The organism is Nocardia huaxiensis (genome assembly GCF_013744875.1).
Lineage (GTDB): Bacteria > Actinomycetota > Actinomycetes > Mycobacteriales > Mycobacteriaceae > Nocardia > Nocardia huaxiensis.
Genome location: NZ_CP059399.1, coordinates 6,897,763 through 6,915,557, shown reverse-complemented (window position 1 = coordinate 6,915,557; position 17,795 = coordinate 6,897,763). Strand labels below are relative to the sequence as shown.

Here is a 17,795-nt window from a genome sequence, read left to right as displayed (position 1 = left end):
AGCGGGCGGTCGCGGCGACGGAGTCGGCGCGCTTGATCGGCAGGATTCTGCCCAGCGGAGTGGCCGCGGCCGAACTGCTGGCATACCCGGAGGATTTGAAGCCGCATCCCGGCGAGGAACACCTCATCACCAAGGCGGTGGAGAAGCGCCGCCGCGATTTCATCGGCGCGCGCTACTGCGCCCGGCAGGCCCTGGCCCAGCTCGGTGAGCCCGCGGTGGCCATCGGCAAGGCCGACGACGGCGGGCCGATCTGGCCGCGCGGCGTCGTCGGCAGCCTCACCCACACCGACGGTTACAAGGCCGCGGTGCTCGCGCACAAGCTGCGCTACCGCTCGGTGGGCATCGACGCCGAACCGCACGCCGCCCTGCCCGACGGGGTGCTCGATTCGGTGAGCCTGCCGCAGGAGCGCGCATGGCTGTCGGCCGTGCTGCCCGGCACCGGCCTGCACCTGGATCGGCTGCTGTTCTGCGCCAAGGAGGCGACCTACAAGACGTGGCGTCCGCTGACCGGGCGCTGGCTGGGCTTCGAGGACGCGCACATCACCTTCACCGTGGACGAGGAGTCCGGCGGCGCGGGCGCCGGCACCTTCCGCAGCGAACTGCTGATTCCCGGCCACACCACCGATGGTGGCCCGGCGTTGACATCTTTCGACGGCCGCTGGGTCGTCGCCGACGGACTCATCCTGACCGCGATCGTGGAGGGCTGATGAGCGAGAAGAGAACACCCGTGGTGGACGCGCTCGGCGGTCTGCTCATCGTCGACAAGGACGGCGGCTGGACCAGTCACGACGTGGTCGCCAAGAGCCGAAGGCTGTTGCGCACCAAGAAGATCGGCCACGCCGGCACCCTGGACCCGATGGCCACCGGCGTGCTGGTGCTGGGCGTGGAGCGCGCCACCAAGCTGCTCGGCCTGCTCACCCTGACCACCAAGGCGTACGCCGCCACCATCCGGCTCGGGCAGTCCACGATCACCGACGACGCGGAGGGCGAGGTGGTCGCAACCACCCCGGCCGGTCATATCACCGATGCCGAAATCGCCTCGGGTGTCGCCGAATTGACCGGCGACATCCAGCAGGTCCCGGCCACCGTGAGCGCCATCAAGGTCAATGGCGAACGCGCCTATGCCCGCGCTCGTGCCGGTGAGGACGTCCAGCTGGCCGCCCGCCCCGTCACCGTGAGCCGCTTCGACATCCTGGCCCGCCGCGATATCGACACCGGCACAGAGCAATTCGTCGATCTCGACGTCGAGGTCGAATGCTCCTCCGGCACCTACATCCGTGCGCTGGCCCGCGACCTCGGTGAAAAGCTCGGCGTCGGAGGGCATCTCACCGCCCTGCGCCGCACCCGCGTGGGCCCCTTCACCCTCGAGCACGCCCGCACCCTCGAAGAGCTCACGGCCGCTTCGGAAGCCGAGCAGCCGCTGCTCAGCCTCGACATCGACGAGGCGACCCGCACCGCCTTCCCGCTCCGCGAGATCGACGAGAAGCAGGCCGACGACCTGCGCAACGGCCGCTGGCTCGACCCGGTCGGCATCAAGGGCGTCTACGCGGCGGTCGACCCGTCGGGCCGCACCATCGCCCTGCTGCAGGAGAGCGGCAAGCGCGCCTCCTCGGTCATGGTGGTCCGCCCCTCCAACCTGTGACGGTCGGCCCCCGGAAAAAGGGGCATTAACCAGCGTTAATACCCCTGCCTCCGAGCGCGATACTTGCAGTATCGGACTGCTCGACGGAGGTCAACGGCGATGGGCAAGCGCAGATTCCTGCACACGGTGGCACTACTCGGCGTGGTCATGCTCGCAGCGGCATGCGGTTCGAACGAACCGGAGGCTCCGCGCAGCGAATCGGCTACTGCGACAACAACAGTGACCACCAGCGCGACCACCGGACCGCCCAGCGGCACGGCCCCGCCCGCCCAGGGCGCGCCGACCGCGGGAACCACGCAGGTAACCACCGAGCCCCCCTCGGATTCCACTCCGGCGGGGGAGGGCACGGTGATCATCCGAACCCAGAGCCTGTCCGGCGTCGCGATCCCGTACGTGCCCGTGCGGCTGACCCTGCACCAGCCGTGCAACCCCACCGGACACGACCTCCCCGAGGGCACGCCGGAAACCCAGCGCTGGGACGCCACAACGGATCTCGACGGCAAAGCCGTGATCACCGTCCCCACCGGTTGCTACCGCCTGGGCATGACCGCCCCGCCCGGCACCAACCCGGTTCCCGAGGGTCTGCACACGCTGTTCCTCGAGTCGTCCGGCCAGACCGTCACCGGTCAGCTCCGCTTCCAGGATCCGGCTCCCGGCCCGCTCTGTGCCGGGCAGACCATCGTGCACGACCTGAATGTGGAGTCCTGGCTGCGTGAGGCCACCCCGACCGTCACCAACTGCGACGGCTTCTGGGCGGTCATAGTCTGGGACGTCCCCGGCGACAGCCAGCGCATCGTCTCCCGCACGCCCTCCACCCCCTGGAGCACCTACGTCGGCTTCCCGCACGACGTGTGCTGGTCCACGGCCCGCGCCGACGGCGTCCCCGACTCCTACGAAAAGTACTTCTCCACCTGCTGAACCACCGCCGCCTCGAGGTGCACTGCTCCGGCGACGCGCGGGACGCCGCCGAACCGCTACCGCTCCAACAGGATCGGGGCCAGCCGGGCGGCGGCCTGCGCCAGGCCCGGCGGGTTGGTGGCGATGAACATCGAGTCGGCGGCGAGATTGCCCAGCACATGCCAGGTCGCATCCGCCCGCCCGCCGACCAGCAGGCGGCGGGTCGCCGGATCGACCCGTAGCCCGCCCGCCGGGTGCAGTTCCGCCGCACCCGCCTCCAGCAGGGCGCTCACCAGCGGCTCGGTGTCCTGCGGGGTGGTGTAGGCGGGCGGATTGACGGCATTGAGCACGACATCGGCTGTCCACTCCGCCTCGTCGGACACGGTGAACCCGCCACCCGCCCGCGCCTCGATCTTGCGCAGCCCGGAGCGCAGCCGCAGCTGTCCCGAATCCAGCAGGCGCATCAGGATTTTCGCATTGTGCGGCACCATCGGTGAGCTCAGCCCATTCGCGACGCGAAAGTGGCGAGTACGCAGCATGGCCCGGTCGCGTTCGCGCAGCAGCGGCCACGCGACGGGCCCGGCCACCCGAATCACCATGGCCAGCAACCGAAGACCGCGATGCGGTGCATCGACCGCCGCCAGCTGTCGCCGCAACCGATCGACCGGATCCTCGGAGTTCGCACCCAGTATCTCGTTCGCGAACGACTCGAAATCGTCTCCGAGATCAGCCAACTCGGCCCGCATCAGCGACACGAGATCCGCGAAGGTGAGTTCCCCCCGCTCCGCCGCAATTCCCGCCACAGCCGCGGCCGTGAGGTGCCGGGGCTCCAACCGCACAGGCCGCTGCTGCACGAACGGCAATGTCCCACTGCGGGACAGAAAACTGATCCGCCCCACATGCCCGCGCGCATCCAACGCGGCGGCGATATCCACAGCCGTCAACCCACTGCCGATCACCGCCACATGCGCATCCGCAGGAACCTCCCGCAGTGTCTCCGCCAGCGGATATGGCTCATTGCGATACCCCGGTGCACCGGACAGCCCGTAATGGTCGCGCGGACGACCACTTCCCACGCACAGCACTGCCCGATCCACCGCGACCACGCCACCGTCCTCGGTCAGCAGTGCCGCCCGCAGCGTCTCCACCCTGCCGCCGTCGTCGGTGTGCAGGGTTGCTCCTGCCGTCGGCACGGTGCCGCTGTCGGCCGCGGGCAATACAGCAGGCTCGGCGGCTGTATCCCGGTCCGCGCGGCGGAACGCGCCCCTGTCGCGCGAGTAGCCGGTGACTCGGGCATTCACGACGCTGACCCGCCACCCAGCATGTCGCAGGGTGGCGATCGCAGCCCGTGCGGTGTCCGCCAGATACTCGCCGTACTGTCCGCGTGGCAGCAACGGCTGACCCAGCCCGTCATCGAGATACCTGTCGACCCCGTCCCGCCCCCGCAGCCACTCCTGATAGTGGGTGGGGTCCCCGGCCCGCACCGACATGATGCGCGGCGGAGCATTGACCCGCACCGCCTCAGCGTCGACCTGATAGGGCCGCCCCCGCCACATCGCCGCCGACCCGTCGAAAACCGTGATGCGCCCGGCATTTCCGCCGCTGTCCTGCTCCCGCGTCGCGCCCGCCAAGGCGTCCAACAGCCCGACGGCCGCCGCGCCGCCCCCGATGATCCCGATATGCATTGCCTGTCCTTCCGATCAGCTGTGATGTGCTGATCAGCTTCATCGGACGCGTGCCCGGCCCCCATCCCGCGAATGAGGGAATTTCCGCCCCGCACACCGGTTCCCCCTCACATGAGGGATGGCGCAGCAACCGACCCGGCGGCAGGATCGCATCCATGACCAACCCACCCCGGCATGCGGTGACCGCGCTGCTCAGCGGAAGCGCGGCCGGCCCCGTCGCGCAGACGGTGTTCGCCACGACCGACGAACACCCGCCCCGTGCAGTCCTTTTCGGTGCGCGGGTTGTGGTGGCTGCGGCCGACAGGTACCGCGTCGCCGGGCTGCCGATGCTGGGTCGGCGCTCATGACGACCGCGTCTCGGCATGCGGTGGCCGCCTTGCTCGACGACATCGAGGCGGCGCCGGATGCGCACGCGCTGTTCGCCACGACTTCCGAGCGGCTGCGGCGGGTCGCGCCTTTCGACGCTGCGGTGTGGGTGGCGACCGATCCCGTGAACGGCCTGACCACCGCCCCGGTGCGGGTGGAGAATCTGCACGAGGGTGGGTGCGGAACCTATTGGGAGTCGGAGCTTCTCGCTGAGCATGTGAACCTGTTCCGGGATCTCGCGCGGGCTCGGGTGCCGGTCGCGGGTCTGCGGGCGGTGACCGGCGATCGGCCCGAGGCCAGTGCGCTGTATCGAAACTTCATGCGGCCCAGGGGGTTCACCGATGAACTGCGGGCGGTGTTCCGGATCGGCGGTCGGCCGTGGGGGCAGTTGAGCCTGTTCCGGGAGCGGGGCCGCGCCGAATTCACGAGGGCCGAGGTCGCCCTGCTCGACACGCTGTCGACGCCGCTGGCGCAGCGGCTGCGCGCCTTCGCCCAGCCGGGTCCGGTCGCCTCGGCGGTGGCTGGCGCGGCGTGGACCGAACCGGGCTCGCCCGCGTCGAAGGGCGGCGATGCGGTGAACGGTGTCGGGGCTTCCCCGGGTGCCCTGACTCCGGTCGATATCAGCGACGGGCCGGGCATGCTGCTGTTCGATGCCGATGGCGGTCTGGTTTCCATCAATGCGGAGGCGCGGGATCTGCTCGCGCAGATGCCGCCGGGCCCCGCCACCGCCACGCCTTTGGGGATCGACCTGCCCCTGCCGGTGTGGATTCTCAGTACGGCGGGCCGGGCGCGACTGACCGGGGGCAGTACCCGCATCCGGATTCGGTCGGTGACCGGCCGCTGGCTGGTGTGTCATGCCTCGTGCCTGCGGGATGCCGAGGGCCGGCCCGGCGCGACGGCCATGGTGATCGAGCCGGCCAAGCCGTCGGAGATCGCGGCGCTGGTGGTGGCCGCGTACGAATTGACCAGGCGCGAAATGGAAGTCGTCGAATTGATCGCGCGCGGGTTGGGCACGGCCGATATCGCCGCGCGGCTCGTGGTGTCCCCGCACACGGTGCGCGATCACGTGAAGGCCGTTTTCGACAAGGTCGGTGTGACGAGCCGCGGTGAGCTGGTGGCGAAGCTGTTCACCGAATTCCAGGAACCCCTCCTGCCGCGCGGCACGGTCCGCGTGGAAACCGCCGGGTGAGACGGCCATGCGCCGTCGCTATTGACATCGGACGTGACGTGGCTCACACTCCTAACTGTGTTAGGCGAAACTACTCGCGATAGGAAAGCCGAACGCCGTGAGGCAACTCGGCAGGAGATTCTGGACGCCGCGTGGGCCCTGGTGCGCGAGCACGGTCTGGCTCAGCTCACGCTGCGGGCGGTGGCCACGCGGGTCGGTATGCGCGCGCCCTCGCTGTATTCGCATTTCGCCTCCAAGAACGCGATCTACGACGCCATGTTCGGTGCCGCGTGGCTGGAGTTCGAGCGGGAGACCGAGCAGCGGTACGCGACCCTGCCCAGTGAGCCGCGCGCCCGCGCGAAGGCCATGGCCCGCACCTTCTTCGACTTCTCGGTCGCCGATCTGGCCCGCTATCAGCTGATGAATCAGCGCACCATTCCCGGCTTCGAGCCCTCGCCCGAGGCGTTCGCCCCCTCGGAGCGGGTGGTGCGAAAGGTGGTGGGCCTCTTCGCCGATCTGGGCGCAACCGAGCGCGGGGATGTCGAGATCGCCTTCGCGCTCATCGGCGGCCTGGTGGATCAGCAGCTGGCCAATGATCCGGGCGGGGACAGCCGGCGCGTGCTGCTGGATCGTGCGGTGGACATGTGGGCCGACGGAGTGGGGTTGGCGCCCGTTGCCGAACCCCCGGCCCGAAGGAGGAAACGGAAATGAGCACCATCGAACGAACCCTGTTGCGGCAGCCCGCACTCGACCGGCCCGCGGCCATGGCGCTGGCGGCCACCGAATACGAGCGCATCACCGCGGCCGTCGCGCGGCTGCGCCCGGACGACTGGGGCAAGCCCACCGACTGCACCGAATGGACTGTGCACCAGATGATTTCGCACGTGGTCGGCATGGCCGCCATGGCGGCTTCGGTGCGGGAGAACCTGCGCCAGAACCGGATCGCGAGCAAACGCCCCCACGGTGAGGCGGAGATGATCGACGCCCTCACCGCCCTGCAGGTCCGCGAATTCGGCAGGCGCGCGCCGGAGGAACTCCTCGCCCTGCTCCGCGAACTCGGCCCGAAGGCCGCGCGCGGCCGCCGTCGCGCGCCCGGCCTTATCCGCCGTCGCAGCATGCCGGAATCGTTGGTGGTCAATGGAATAGCCGAGGAATGGACCTTCGGCTATCTGATCGACGTCATCCTCACCCGCGACCCCTGGATGCACCGCATAGATCTGTCCCGCGCCACCGGTCACGACCACGACCTGACCGCCGAGCACGACGGCCGCATAGTCGACGATGTGGTACGCGAATGGGCGCAGCGCCACGGCAAGCCCTATCGGCTCACTCTCACCGGCCCGGCGGGCGGCAGCTGGGGGTCATCGGACGGCGAAGCGCTCGAGCTCGACGCAATCGAGTTCTGCCGCATCCTGTCCGGACGCGGAACGGGCGAAGGGCTGCTCGCCACGCAGGTCCCGTTCTGAGCTCGGAACAGTCCGGTGTCGAGGCTCAGTGCTCGTTGGTGAGCCAGATCGCCTCGGCCGCAATGCTTCCCAGATCGATCACCCGATCATCGAGCTGAATGGCGATGGTGCCCGCGAAGTCTCGCCGCTCCACCACCCCGATCGGCGTATCCAGCGCGATGCCCAGCGAATCGAAGTACCGCAGCATCGCCGGATCCGAATCGGAAATCCGTGCGACTCTCCCGGATTCACCATCCCGGAAATCGCTGAGCTGCCGAGCCGGGGGAGTGGGCACCGCCCCGTCGGCCGACGGAATCGGATCCCCGTGCGGATCCCGGTCCGGGTGGCCGAGTTTGGCGTCGATGCGGGCCATGAGCGTCTCCGAGACGGCGTGCTCGAGCACTTCCGCCTCATCGTGCACTTCGTCCCAGCCATAGCCGAGCTCGTTGACGAGGAAGGTTTCGATGAGCCGATGGCGGCGAACCATGGCGACGGCGGCGCGGCGGCCGGCTTCGGTGAGTGTGATGGCCCCGTAGCGGGCGTGTTCGACCAGACCCTGGTCGGCGAGCTTGCGGACGGCCTCGGACACCGTGGATGCCGACACGCCGATCCGTTCGGCGAGCAGCTTGGTCGACACCTTCTCCTGGGACCACTCGTTGGCGGTCCAGATCACCTTCAGATAGTCCTGCGCGACCGACGACAGTTCGTGGGCGACGGTGGCGGTGGCTCCGTTGGGTGCGGAAGAGGGGGACGGATCGGCCAGCTCGCGGCGGGTGGCGATGTCTCGTTTTCCGGGCACGTAACCGAGCTTAGGCACACCTGGCCGGGTTTCCCACATCGGCGCGCCTGCTGGTAGGGGCAGGTGAACACCAAGTGTCGCGCGTGCTTCGGCTGCGCAAGATCCAAGGTCCGGAATATTGTCTGTGACGCGCTTTGCGTAGGCTTCCCGGTGTGCAGAAGTGGCGAAGCCTCGATGAGATGCCCGCGGAGTGGGGCCGGTGCGTGCTCACCATCGGCGTGTTCGACGGCGTGCATCGCGGTCACGCGCAGCTCATCAGCCGTGCGGTGAAATCCGCTGCGGTGCGGGGCGTTCCGGCGGTCCTCATGACTTTCGATCCGCATCCCCTCGAGGTGGTGCGGCCCGGGTCGCATCCGGCGCAGCTGTCGACGCTGTCCCGGCGCGCGGAACTGGTCGAGGAACTCGGCATCGACGTCTTCGTGGTGATGCCGTTCACCCAGGATTTCATGAAGCTGACACCCGAGCAGTATGTGCAGAACCTGCTGGTCGACAAGCTACAGGTGGCCGAGGTCGTGGTCGGCGACAATTTCACCTTCGGGGCGAAGGCCGCGGGCACCGTGGACACCATGCGTGAGCTCGGCGGCAAGCTCGGCTTCGAGGTGGACGGGGTGCAGTTGCTCGGCGAGCACGCGGTCACGTTCTCCTCCACCTACATTCGCGCCTGCCTCAATTCCGGTGACATCGCCGCCGCGGCGGAGGCGCTGGGCCGCCCGCATCGCATCGAGGGCGTGGTCGTGCGCGGTGACGGCCGCGGCAAGGGCCTGGGCTTCCCGACCGCGAATGTCGCGCCCACCATGCACGCCGCGATTCCCGCCGACGGCGTGTACGCGGGCTGGTTCACCGTCCTGGACGACCCGGACTTCCACCCCCGCATGGCGGCCATCTCGGTCGGCACCAACCCGACCTTCGAGGCCGGCCGCAGCCGCACCGTCGAACCGCACCTGCTGGATTTCGACGGTGACCTCTACGGCAAGAAGGTGGCCGTCGACTTCGTGCAGCAGCTGCGCGGCATGCGCAAATTCGAGTCCATCGACGAGCTGGTGGAAGCCATCGGCAACGATGTCGACGAGGCCCGGAAAGTGCTGAGTTCAGAGGACGTGTAGGCTGGCTCGTCGGGTTTGCTGCGGTCCGCGGTGGCACCCCACCCCCGGGTTTTCCGGGAACCCCCTTTGAGCGCGGACTGAAACACCAGGAGATATCTGTGGCTCTGACCACCGAGCAGAAGAAGGCCATCCTCGCCGAGTACGGCGTGCACGAGAAGGACACCGGTTCCCCGGAGGCCCAGATCGCGCTGCTGTCGAAGCGGATCGCCGACATCACCGAGCACCTCAAGAAGCACAAGCACGACCACCACACCCGCCACGGTCTGATGGCGCTGATCGGTCGTCGCAAGCGGCTCTCGAAGTACCTGCAGAACACGGACATCGAGCGCTACCGTTCGCTGATCGAGCGGCTCGGCCTGCGTCGCTGATTTCCTTCGACGCGGTGTCGTTCGCGAGAGCGACACACTACGACTGCCCTAGGTAGTTGACGAACCGGCCAACGGGGAGGCATAGAATCTCCTCGTTGGCCTTTCGTGCATGGGGTGAAAACCGCCCTTGTGCACGCCAACGCGAAGCCGTATGCACCCGTCGCGTGGCGTCGGTCTTCGGTAGTGGCTTTTCGGCAAGCGCATCAGAGGGATGGCGCTTCCGGAGGGCTTCGATCGATGACCGCCTCCGCGTCGCCACCTCCAAGGGGAGAGGGCTCGGGTGTGCCCGCAGTAGCCACGAGGGCTGCCGCGCGCCCATGCCGGGTACGGCCGACCTGCCGGGTCGCGCTTACGAACAGCGCGCTGGACCCGGCGAAGACGAGAGGTTGAGAAAAGAACAATGACTGACACTGTGACCAGTTCCGCCGCCGAGGTCGAGCCCGGCGTTTTCGAGTCCGTAGCCCTGATCGACAACGGCACCTTCGGCACTCGCACCATCCGTTTCGAGACCGGCCGGCTGGCCAAGCAGGCCGCGGGTTCCGTGGTCGCCTACCTCGACGACGAGACCATGCTGCTGTCGGCCACCACGGCCTCCAAGCAGCCCAAGGACCAGTTCGACTTCTTCCCGCTGACGGTGGACGTCGAGGAGCGCATGTACGCCGCGGGTCGCATCCCCGGCTCGTTCTTCCGTCGTGAGGGCCGCCCCTCCACCGACGCCATCCTGACCTGCCGCCTGATCGACCGGCCGCTGCGTCCCTCCTTCGTGGACGGCCTGCGCAACGAGATCCAGGTCGTGGTGACCGTCATGTCGCTGGATCCGAAGGATCTGTACGACGTGGTCGCCATCAACGCGGCGTCGGCTTCGACTCAGCTTGCGGGCCTGCCCTTCTCGGGTCCGGTCGGCGGCGTGCGCGTCGCGCTGATCGGTGACCAGTGGGTCGCGTTCCCGACCGTCGAGCAGCTGGAAGGCGCCGTGTTCGACATGGTCGTCGCCGGCCGCGTGGTCGAGGGCGACGTCGCCATCATGATGGTCGAGGCCGAGGCCACCGACAAGGTGCTCGCCCTCATCGCCGACGGCGCCACCGCGCCGACGGAAACCGTTGTGGCACAGGGCCTCGAGGCCGCCAAGCCGTTCATCGCCCGGCTGTGCAAGGCGCAGGCCGACCTGGCCGCGCTGGCCGCCAAGGAGACCGCCGAGTTCCCGGTCTTCCTGCCGTACCAGTCCGACGTGTTCGAGGCCGTGCTCGGCACCGCGCAGGCGGAGCTGAACGAGGCGCTGTCCATCGCGGGCAAGCACGAGCGCGAGGACCGCATCGACGAGATCAAGCTCGATGTGCTCTCCAGCCTGGCCGAGACCTTCGAGGGTCGCGAGAAGGAGATCGGCGCGGCGTTCCGCTCGGTCACCAAGAAGCTTGTGCGCCAGCGCATCCTGACCGACGGCTTCCGCATCGACGGCCGTGGCCTGGCGGACATCCGTTCGCTGTCGGCCGAGGTCGCCGTGATCCCGCGGGCCCACGGTTCGGCGCTGTTCGAGCGTGGCGAGACCCAGATCATGGGCGTCACCACCCTCGACATGGTGAAGATGGCGCAGCAGGTCGACTCGCTCGGCCCGGAGACCTCCAAGCGCTACATGCACCACTACAACTTCCCGCCGTACTCCACCGGTGAGACCGGTCGCGTGGGCTCGCCCAAGCGTCGCGAGATCGGCCACGGCGCGCTCGCCGAGCGTGCGCTGGTGCCGGTGCTGCCGTCGCAGGAGGAGTTCCCGTACGCCATCCGTCAGGTGTCGGAGGCGCTGGGCTCCAACGGCTCCACCTCGATGGGCTCGGTGTGCGCCTCGACCCTGTCGCTGCTGAACGCCGGTGTGCCGCTGAAGGCTCCGGTCGCCGGTATCGCCATGGGCCTGGTGTCGGACACCGTGAAGAACGACAAGGGTGAGGACGAGGTCCGCTACGTGGCCCTCACCGACATCCTGGGCGCCGAGGATGCCTTCGGCGACATGGACTTCAAGGTCGCCGGTACTCCCGAGTTCGTCACCGCCCTGCAGCTGGACACCAAGCTGGACGGCATCCCGTCGCAGGTTCTCGCCGGTGCGCTGAACCAGGCCAAGGACGCTCGCCTCACCATCCTGGATGTCATGGCCGAGGCCATCGCCACCCCGGACGAGATGAGCCCCTACGCTCCGCGCGTCACCGCCATCAAGATCCCGGTCGACAAGATCGGTGAGGTGATCGGACCCAAGGGCAAGGTCATCAACCAGATCACCGAGGACACCGGCGCCAACATCTCCATCGAGGATGACGGCACCGTGTTCGTCGGCGCGACCGACGGCCCGTCGGCGCAGGCGGCGATCGACGCGATCAACGCCATCGCGAACCCGCAGCTGCCGAAGGTCGGCGAGCGCTTCCTGGGCACGGTCGTGAAGACCACCGCCTTCGGCGCGTTCGTCTCGTTGCTGCCGGGCCGCGACGGTCTGGTGCACATCTCGAAGCTGGGCAACGGCAAGCGGGTCGCCAAGGTCGAGGACGTGGTGAACGTCGGCGACAAGATCCGCGTCGAGATCGCCGATATCGACAACCGCGGCAAGATCTCCCTCGTCCCGATCGACGAGGACGCCGCCGACAGCGCGGAACCGGCTGCCGCGGCGGCCGACGCCGAGTAGTCTTCGGCTGATCCGGCGCACGCCGTGCCGTCTTCGGACGGTCACGGCTCGCCGATCCGGGGTAGAAGCGTACGGCCCCTCACTTCCGATGTATCGGGAGTGAGGGGCCTGCAGCTTTCGCGCCGGAACGCATTGCCGCACGGGTTCTCTCACGAACCTGTCGGACTCGTATGCGATTGTGTGGGAAACATGGTTCGCACGAAAAAGGACACTCCACTGTCGGGTAAGGCTCCTTCCCTGGTGATCTCGAAGACCGAAGCGCTGTCGGCCGATGCCGGCGTGCGCCGGACCGTACTGCCCGGCGGGCTACGAGTCGTCACCGAACATGTGCCGGGCGTGCGCTCGGCCTCCATCGGCGTGTGGGTCGGCGTCGGCTCCCGCGACGAGGGCCCGACCGTGGCCGGTGCCGCGCACTTCCTCGAGCACCTGCTGTTCAAGGCGACCCCCACGCGTTCCGCGCTGGATATCGCGCAGGCCATGGATTCGGTTGGCGGCGAACTGAATGCGTTCACCGCCAAGGAGCAGACCTGCTACTACGCGCACGTCATCGACGAGGACCTGCCGCTGGCGGTCGACCTCGTCTCCGACGTGGTGCTCAACGGCCTGTGCCGCGCCGAGGACGTGAACGTGGAACGTCAGGTCGTGCTGGAGGAGATCTCCATGCGCGACGACGACCCGGAGGACACCGTCGGCGACATGTTCCTCACCGCGCTGTTCGGCGACCATCCGGTGGGCCGCCCGGTGATCGGCAGCATCGAAACCATCGAGGCCATGCAGGCGAGCCAGCTGCGCTCCTTCCACCAGCGCCGCTACCGCCCCGACCGCATGGTCATCGCCGTCGCGGGCAATATCGAGCACGAGCATGTGGTCGAACTCGTGCACCGCGCCTTCGCGCCGCACCTGGAATCCGGCCGCGAGCCCGCGCCCCGCCGCGAAGGCAAGTTCCGGCCCCGCGGCAATCCGCAACTCCTGCGCCTCTATCGCGACAGCGAACAGGCGCACCTGGTCTTCGGCGCCCGCGCCTTCGGACGTCACGAGGGTGAGAAGCGCTGGCCGCTCTCGATCCTCAACACCGTGCTGGGTGGCGGGCTGAGTTCCCGGTTGTTCCAGCGCATCCGTGAAGAGCGCGGCCTCGCGTACTCGGTGTACTCCAGTGTCGACACCTTCGCCGACACCGGAGCCTTCTCCGTCTACCTGGGCTGCCAGCCCGAAAACCTGGGCCAGGTAACGACTCTCGCTCGGGCCGTGCTCGAGGACGTGGCCACCAACGGCATCACCGATGCCGAATGCGCGCGGGCCAAGGGCTCACTGCGCGGTGGTCTGGTGCTGGGGCTGGAGGATTCCGGCTCCCGCATGAACCGCATCGGCCGCAGCGAGCTCAGCTACGGAAACCACCGCAGTGTCTCCGAAACCCTCGCTCGCATCGACGAAGTCACCACCGACGAGGTGTCGGCGATCGCCCGTGCCCTGCTGTCTCGTCCCTTCGGTGCGGCAGTGGCCGGTCCCTACCGTCGTACCCGGGATCTGCCCGCCGTGGTTCGCCGGTTGGTCGACTGAGTCATCCCCCTGATCGCCAGAAATCACGAACTTTGTTGCGCGGTATCGGGACTTGCCATCGCGAGTCGGCAACCGGTCGGCTAGTCTCGCACCGCACCGTTGCACACCGTGGCATCGGCGTAGTTCACGATCGGGAGAGGAATGTTCGACACCTCGCAGGTGCTGGAAAAAGCGCGCGTCGCAAGCGATCTCGGACGACTGGACGAGGCCCGGGACATAGTCGGCAAGGCGCTGGAAGAAGCCCCGCACGACCCCGGCCTGCTGGCGGAGATGGCCGATATCGCCCTACGGCTGGACCGAGTCGACGAGGCGCTGCGGATGGCCGGCCTGGCCATCGCCGCCGACCCGGATCTGGTCGACGCACACCTCACCGCCGCCCTGGCGTTCGAGGCCGCCGCACGCGACGAGGAGGCGATTCGCCATGTGCGGGTTGCGGTTTCACTGGAACCGGATTCGCCCGCGGCACTGTTGACGCTGGCCGGAGTGCTGTCGCGGGTCCGGCGCACCGAACCGGCCGAACGCGCCGAAGCCCGCACCGCGGTGGTGCGTGCGCTGCAGCTGGCGCCGACGGCGAGCACCCATGCCGCCGCGGCCGCACTGGAACTCGAATTCGGTGATCGCGCGGCGGCCGAGAAGCATGTAGCCGCTGGGCTGGAACTGAATTCGCTGCACACCGAACTGCACATGCTGCGGGCCAAACTGGAGGTGTGGCGCGGGGGAGCGTTCGGCGTACTGCGCGGGCTGCTCGCCTCCCGGCCCGGGCACCTGCCCGCACGCCAGACCCTGGCGGCCGTCACCTGGCGGGCCACGCTGCGGGCCGCCGGATGGGCCTGGGCCGCCATGGCCTTGACCGCCGTTGCCGCCCAACTGATCCCGCCCGGCGGGCTCACCTGGGTGACGCCGATCCTGCTCGCGATGGCCCCGGTGGCCTGGCTCCAGGTGTTCCAGCAGCTGCGACGCCAACTCCCCGAGGGATACCTGCTGCGGCGACTACGCAGTCGCGGAGAAGCCTTGCCCGGCTTGGCGATTGTGCTCGCGTCCGTCCTGATCGCCGACACCGGCGCACTTTTCCTGCGCACCGACTCGAACAGCGAAGCCGTCCACACCGGCAACCTGTTGCTGGTGGTGGCCGCGCTGGGCGTCGGCCTGGGCCACGGCCTGCTCTTCTGTGCCTGGCTGCGCCGCAACGGCGGCGAGGAGGACACGCTCGGCAGCTACCGCTTCGCCGCCGAACGACTCCTCCTCTTCACCGCCGCGGGTCTCGCGGGCGCGGGAATCCTTGCCCTGCTGGCGCACTCGGCACATCAGCCCGACGCCGCCTGGACCTTCGGCGCCATCCTCTGCGTGTCGGCGGGCACCCTCGCGGTGGAAATGCTGATAGCGATCCTGGTGCAGGCCCGCCGCCGCCGACAGCGCCGCACCGCCGCCACCCTGGCCGCCCTGCTCGCCCCGCTGATCCTCCTGGCAGCCGCCGGATTCTGGTGGACCGCAGGCCATGTCGCCGCCGCCTCCTTCCGCACCGAAGACCGCGTCGAACAACCCATCACCCCGGAAGTCCCCGCGACAACCACGACGTCGACTCCGCCCACCACCACAACCACCCCACCGCCCACGGAGACCATCGCCCCCGCCCCCGAAGCCCCCGCCCCACCGCCGGAAGGCTTCCCACCTCCCGAGGGCATCCTCCCGCCGCCACCTCCCGAACCGCCCGTGGAAGTGCTTCCCCCACCAGTCGATCCCGCCCTGGAAGCCCCCGCGCCGTAGCGGCGGCGCAGTTCGGATTGCCTTGTGCCATGGAAGGCGGCTATCCCCCAAGACGCGACTGCGACTCGATCTCCGTGGCGGTGCGACGAAAGCCCCTCGCCCATGATCAACAGGACCTGGTGGCGGTCCACTCTCGGGCGATGCCGCCACCAGGTCCTGTTGATCTCGAGGGGCTGGGTGTCAGGGTGCGGGGCCATCGCTGGAAGCGATTCGGCTGCTGACGATTCCGCGTTGGTGTGAGCCGCGCGAGCGGGTGTCATGCCAGGACGATCGGGAATCGGTGGCTCTTCGGTGCCTGCGGGGCTGGGGAGGCACTCGGGGCCGGGTCTGGGTGGGAATCGGTGGGCGCATGTGGCTTGGGCGGGGCAGACTGGCTCGGGTGAGCAATCTGAGCAAGGGTGCCAATGTGCCTGTCGGGGCCGGAGCCGTGCGGGCTGTGCTGGCGTGGTCGGGTGGGGCGGGGGTGCCCGAGGTGGATGCTTCGGCGCTGTTGCTGACTTCCGTCGGGCGGGTTCGGTCGGATGTGGACTTCGTGTTCTACAACCAGGCGGGGCATCCCAGTGGGGCTGTGCGGTATGCGGGCAAGCAGGGGAGTGCGGACGCGGTCGAGGTGAATCTGGCTGGGGTGGAAGCGGATATCGAGCGGATCGCACTATGTGCGTCGGCTGATGGCGGCACCTTCGGGCAGGTTCCGGGGCTGCATCTGCGATTGCTCGACGCTGCCGGCGGGGGTGAGATCGCGCGGTTCGATATTGCCGCCGGGGCGGAGACCGCCATGGTGTGCGGGGAGCTGTATCGGCGGGGTGGGGCGTGGAAGTTCCGAGCTGTCGGGCAGGGGTGGGCGAGCGGTTTGTCGGGGCTGGCAACGGATTTCGGTATCACCGTCGATGACGCGCCCGCCGCATCTCCGGCTTCGGCTGCGGTGCAACCTATTTCGCACACGACCGCACCCTCTGCTCGGCCCGCGCCGGTCTCGTCGCCGCCGCCCGGTGCGCCCGCGCATTCTGCTCCGCCCGCGCAGTCCGGTGCGCCCGGGATTCGGCTCACCAAGGGGGAGGATCAGCTGCCGGTGGATATGCGCAAGCGGTTGTCGATGCGCAAGGAGCAGGTGGCGGTCAGTCTGGCCAAGCGGGGGATGCCGGGGCTGACGGCGCGGGTGGTGCTGGTGCTGGACGCTTCGGGGTCGATGACCATGCTGTACGAGAAGCGGGTCGTGCATCGGGTGGTGGAGCGGATGGCCGCTGTGGCAGCGCAATTGGATGACAATGGCGCGATGCAGGCGTGGACGTTCGCCAGTAATCCGGCGCGGCTGCCGGATCTCGCGCTCGCGGAGCTGCCGCGATGGCTGGAGCTGCATGTGCGATGCGGGCAGTTGAAGATGTTCGGTGGCCGCCGGAATCTGCAACCGGGGCAGGTGGATATGCGGGCGGTCGGCATTCAGAACGAGGAGCAGAAGGTGATCGCGGAGGTGCGCAAGGCGGTGCGTGCCGAGCCTGCCGCGCTGCCCACCCTGGTGCTGTTCTTCTCCGACGGCGGGGTCTACAAGAATCGTGAGATCGAGCGGGAGCTGCGGGCGGCCGTCGAGGAGCCGATCTTCTGGCAGTTCGTCGGGCTCGGCAGCAAGGCGGGCTACGGGGTGCTCGAACGGCTCGACAGCATGGGCGGCCGCCGCGTCGACAATGTCGGTTTCTTCTCCGTCGACGATATCGACGACGTGTCCGATGCCGAACTCTACGACCGCCTGCTGTCGGAATTCCCGTCCTGGATCACCGCCGCCGCTCGCGCGGGCATTCTGCGCTGAGCTACCCCAGGTCGCGGCGCATGGCGATGCGCGGCCAGCGGTCGAGGCCGAGTTCGGTTTCCCGGGCGCGGATGCGGCGCAGGGCGGGCGTCAGCTCGGCGGGTTCCAGCGCCCGGAAGCCGAGACGCGCGTAATACGGTGCGTTCCAAGGAACTTCGACGAAGGTGGTGAGTGTCAGTGCGGCCAGCTCGCGCGCGCGTGCCCGCTCGGCCAGGTCCTCGATGAGCGCGCGCCCGATGCCGCGCCGCGCGTACTCGGGCAGCAGTGAAATCTGGGCGATGTGTGCGCTGTCGTCGACTGTTTCGTGGATGAGATAGGCCACCGGTTGATCCGATTCGTCCGTGGCGACCCGGGCTCGCCCGGCCGCTCGGTAGACCTCGAGCGTCTCGATGGCCGGCGGATCGTCCTCGGCGATCTCCGTCATGCCGAGCTCGCGAAACGGTTCACCCGCAGCGATTTCGATCTTCTGCAGGGCGGGCAGGTCGGCGGCGGTCGCGAGACGAATACGCATGCAGGCACCGTATCGTCGCGGGTGCGC

The 17,795-nt window shown here is 68.7% G+C and carries 16 protein-coding genes; 13 read left to right on the top strand and 3 right to left on the bottom strand.

Features of this window, described 5'->3' with window-relative positions:
- Positions 1 to 32 precede the first annotated feature (32 nt).
- The 3 genes from npt (at position 33) to H0264_RS31455 (ending at position 2,560) form a co-directional block, all read left to right on the top strand.
- Entirely contained in the window at positions 33 to 707 is a 675-nt protein-coding gene (npt, locus tag H0264_RS31465; RefSeq protein WP_181580913.1) for a 4'-phosphopantetheinyl transferase Npt, read from the top strand.
- Complete coding sequence (truB, locus tag H0264_RS31460) at positions 707 to 1,642, top strand: tRNA pseudouridine(55) synthase TruB (protein WP_181580912.1); 936 nt, start codon at positions 707 to 709, stop codon at positions 1,640 to 1,642. Before npt ends, truB begins: the two co-directional genes overlap by 1 nt.
- Positions 1,643 to 1,741: 99 nt before the next feature.
- Positions 1,742 to 2,560 carry a hypothetical protein gene (locus tag H0264_RS31455; protein WP_181580911.1) on the top strand — a complete coding sequence of 273 codons (819 nt, stop codon included), beginning with the start codon at positions 1,742 to 1,744 and terminating at the stop codon, positions 2,558 to 2,560.
- A 56-nt stretch (positions 2,561 to 2,616) separates the two neighbouring features.
- Here H0264_RS31455 and H0264_RS31450 read toward each other — a convergent pair whose 3' ends face one another.
- A complete protein-coding gene (locus H0264_RS31450) occupies positions 2,617 to 4,224 on the bottom strand; it encodes an FAD/NAD(P)-binding protein (RefSeq protein WP_181580910.1) in 1,608 nt (535 codons plus the stop codon).
- A gap of 155 nt (positions 4,225 to 4,379) precedes the next feature.
- Here H0264_RS31450 and H0264_RS31445 point away from each other — a divergent pair, with 155 nt between their 5' ends.
- Genes H0264_RS31445 through H0264_RS31430 form a run of 4 tightly spaced genes read left to right on the top strand, consistent with a single transcriptional unit; the run spans position 4,380 to position 7,224 of the window.
- On the top strand, positions 4,380 to 4,571 hold the full coding sequence (locus H0264_RS31445; RefSeq protein ID WP_181580909.1) for a hypothetical protein: 192 nt from the start codon (positions 4,380 to 4,382) through the stop codon (positions 4,569 to 4,571).
- On the top strand, positions 4,568 to 5,779 hold the full coding sequence (locus tag H0264_RS31440; protein WP_181580908.1) for a helix-turn-helix domain-containing protein: 1,212 nt from the start codon (positions 4,568 to 4,570) through the stop codon (positions 5,777 to 5,779). Before H0264_RS31445 ends, H0264_RS31440 begins: the two co-directional genes overlap by 4 nt.
- Positions 5,780 to 5,836: 57 nt before the next feature.
- Positions 5,837 to 6,469: a TetR/AcrR family transcriptional regulator gene (locus H0264_RS31435; protein ID WP_181580907.1), complete on the top strand. Its 633-nt coding sequence runs from the start codon at positions 5,837 to 5,839 to the stop codon at positions 6,467 to 6,469.
- Complete coding sequence (locus H0264_RS31430) at positions 6,466 to 7,224, top strand: maleylpyruvate isomerase family mycothiol-dependent enzyme (RefSeq protein WP_244976007.1); 759 nt, start codon at positions 6,466 to 6,468, stop codon at positions 7,222 to 7,224. The genes H0264_RS31435 and H0264_RS31430 overlap by 4 nt, the downstream gene beginning before the upstream one ends.
- Before the next feature lie 25 nt (positions 7,225 to 7,249).
- Here the strand turns inward: H0264_RS31430 and H0264_RS31425 are convergent, their stop codons facing one another.
- On the bottom strand, positions 7,250 to 8,020 hold the full coding sequence (locus H0264_RS31425; RefSeq protein WP_420832000.1) for a metal-dependent transcriptional regulator: 771 nt from the start codon (positions 8,018 to 8,020) through the stop codon (positions 7,250 to 7,252).
- A gap of 134 nt (positions 8,021 to 8,154) precedes the next feature.
- Between H0264_RS31425 and H0264_RS31420 the strand changes: the two genes are divergently transcribed.
- The 6 genes from H0264_RS31420 (at position 8,155) to H0264_RS31395 (ending at position 17,257) form a co-directional block, all read left to right on the top strand.
- Positions 8,155 to 9,105 carry a bifunctional riboflavin kinase/FAD synthetase gene (locus tag H0264_RS31420; RefSeq protein ID WP_181580905.1) on the top strand — a complete coding sequence of 317 codons (951 nt, stop codon included), beginning with the start codon at positions 8,155 to 8,157 and terminating at the stop codon, positions 9,103 to 9,105.
- Positions 9,106 to 9,203: 98 nt separating this feature from the next.
- Positions 9,204 to 9,473, top strand: a complete 270-nt coding sequence (gene rpsO / locus H0264_RS31415) for a 30S ribosomal protein S15 (RefSeq protein WP_181580904.1) — start codon at positions 9,204 to 9,206, stop codon at positions 9,471 to 9,473.
- 400 nt (positions 9,474 to 9,873) lie between these two features.
- The gene (locus tag H0264_RS31410) at positions 9,874 to 12,135 is read left to right on the top strand and encodes a polyribonucleotide nucleotidyltransferase (protein WP_181580903.1); all 2,262 of its coding nucleotides are present in this window, start codon (positions 9,874 to 9,876) and stop codon (positions 12,133 to 12,135) included.
- Positions 12,136 to 12,324: 189 nt separating this feature from the next.
- Positions 12,325 to 13,692 carry a M16 family metallopeptidase gene (locus H0264_RS31405; protein ID WP_181580902.1) on the top strand — a complete coding sequence of 456 codons (1,368 nt, stop codon included), beginning with the start codon at positions 12,325 to 12,327 and terminating at the stop codon, positions 13,690 to 13,692.
- 141 nt (positions 13,693 to 13,833) lie between these two features.
- Entirely contained in the window at positions 13,834 to 15,456 is a 1,623-nt protein-coding gene (locus H0264_RS31400) for a tetratricopeptide repeat protein (RefSeq protein ID WP_181580901.1), read from the top strand.
- A 379-nt stretch (positions 15,457 to 15,835) separates the two neighbouring features.
- Positions 15,836 to 17,257: a VWA domain-containing protein gene (locus tag H0264_RS31395; RefSeq protein WP_244976005.1), complete on the top strand. Its 1,422-nt coding sequence runs from the start codon at positions 15,836 to 15,838 to the stop codon at positions 17,255 to 17,257.
- A gap of 1 nt (position 17,258) precedes the next feature.
- Here H0264_RS31395 and H0264_RS31390 read toward each other — a convergent pair whose 3' ends face one another.
- Entirely contained in the window at positions 17,259 to 17,768 is a 510-nt protein-coding gene (locus H0264_RS31390; protein ID WP_181580899.1) for a GNAT family N-acetyltransferase, read from the bottom strand.
- Between the last annotated feature and the right edge of the window lie 27 nt (positions 17,769 to 17,795).

What these genes read in the sequence shown, in the direction of transcription:
- H0264_RS31450 (WP_181580910.1), bottom strand. Translation starts at nt 4,224, where the DNA reads ATGCATATCGGGATCATCGGGGGCGGCGCGGCGGCCGTCGGGCTGTTG.
- H0264_RS31430 (WP_244976007.1), top strand. Translation starts at nt 6,466, where the DNA reads ATGAGCACCATCGAACGAACCCTGTTGCGGCAGCCCGCACTCGACCGG.
- H0264_RS31455 (WP_181580911.1), top strand. Translation starts at nt 1,742, where the DNA reads ATGGGCAAGCGCAGATTCCTGCACACGGTGGCACTACTCGGCGTGGTC.
- H0264_RS31405 (WP_181580902.1), top strand. Translation starts at nt 12,325, where the DNA reads ATGGTTCGCACGAAAAAGGACACTCCACTGTCGGGTAAGGCTCCTTCC.
- truB (WP_181580912.1), top strand. Translation starts at nt 707, where the DNA reads ATGAGCGAGAAGAGAACACCCGTGGTGGACGCGCTCGGCGGTCTGCTC.
- H0264_RS31390 (WP_181580899.1), bottom strand. Translation starts at nt 17,768, where the DNA reads ATGCGTATTCGTCTCGCGACCGCCGCCGACCTGCCCGCCCTGCAGAAG.
- H0264_RS31410 (WP_181580903.1), top strand. Translation starts at nt 9,874, where the DNA reads ATGACTGACACTGTGACCAGTTCCGCCGCCGAGGTCGAGCCCGGCGTT.
- H0264_RS31445 (WP_181580909.1), top strand. Translation starts at nt 4,380, where the DNA reads ATGACCAACCCACCCCGGCATGCGGTGACCGCGCTGCTCAGCGGAAGC.
- H0264_RS31400 (WP_181580901.1), top strand. Translation starts at nt 13,834, where the DNA reads ATGTTCGACACCTCGCAGGTGCTGGAAAAAGCGCGCGTCGCAAGCGAT.
- H0264_RS31440 (WP_181580908.1), top strand. Translation starts at nt 4,568, where the DNA reads ATGACGACCGCGTCTCGGCATGCGGTGGCCGCCTTGCTCGACGACATC.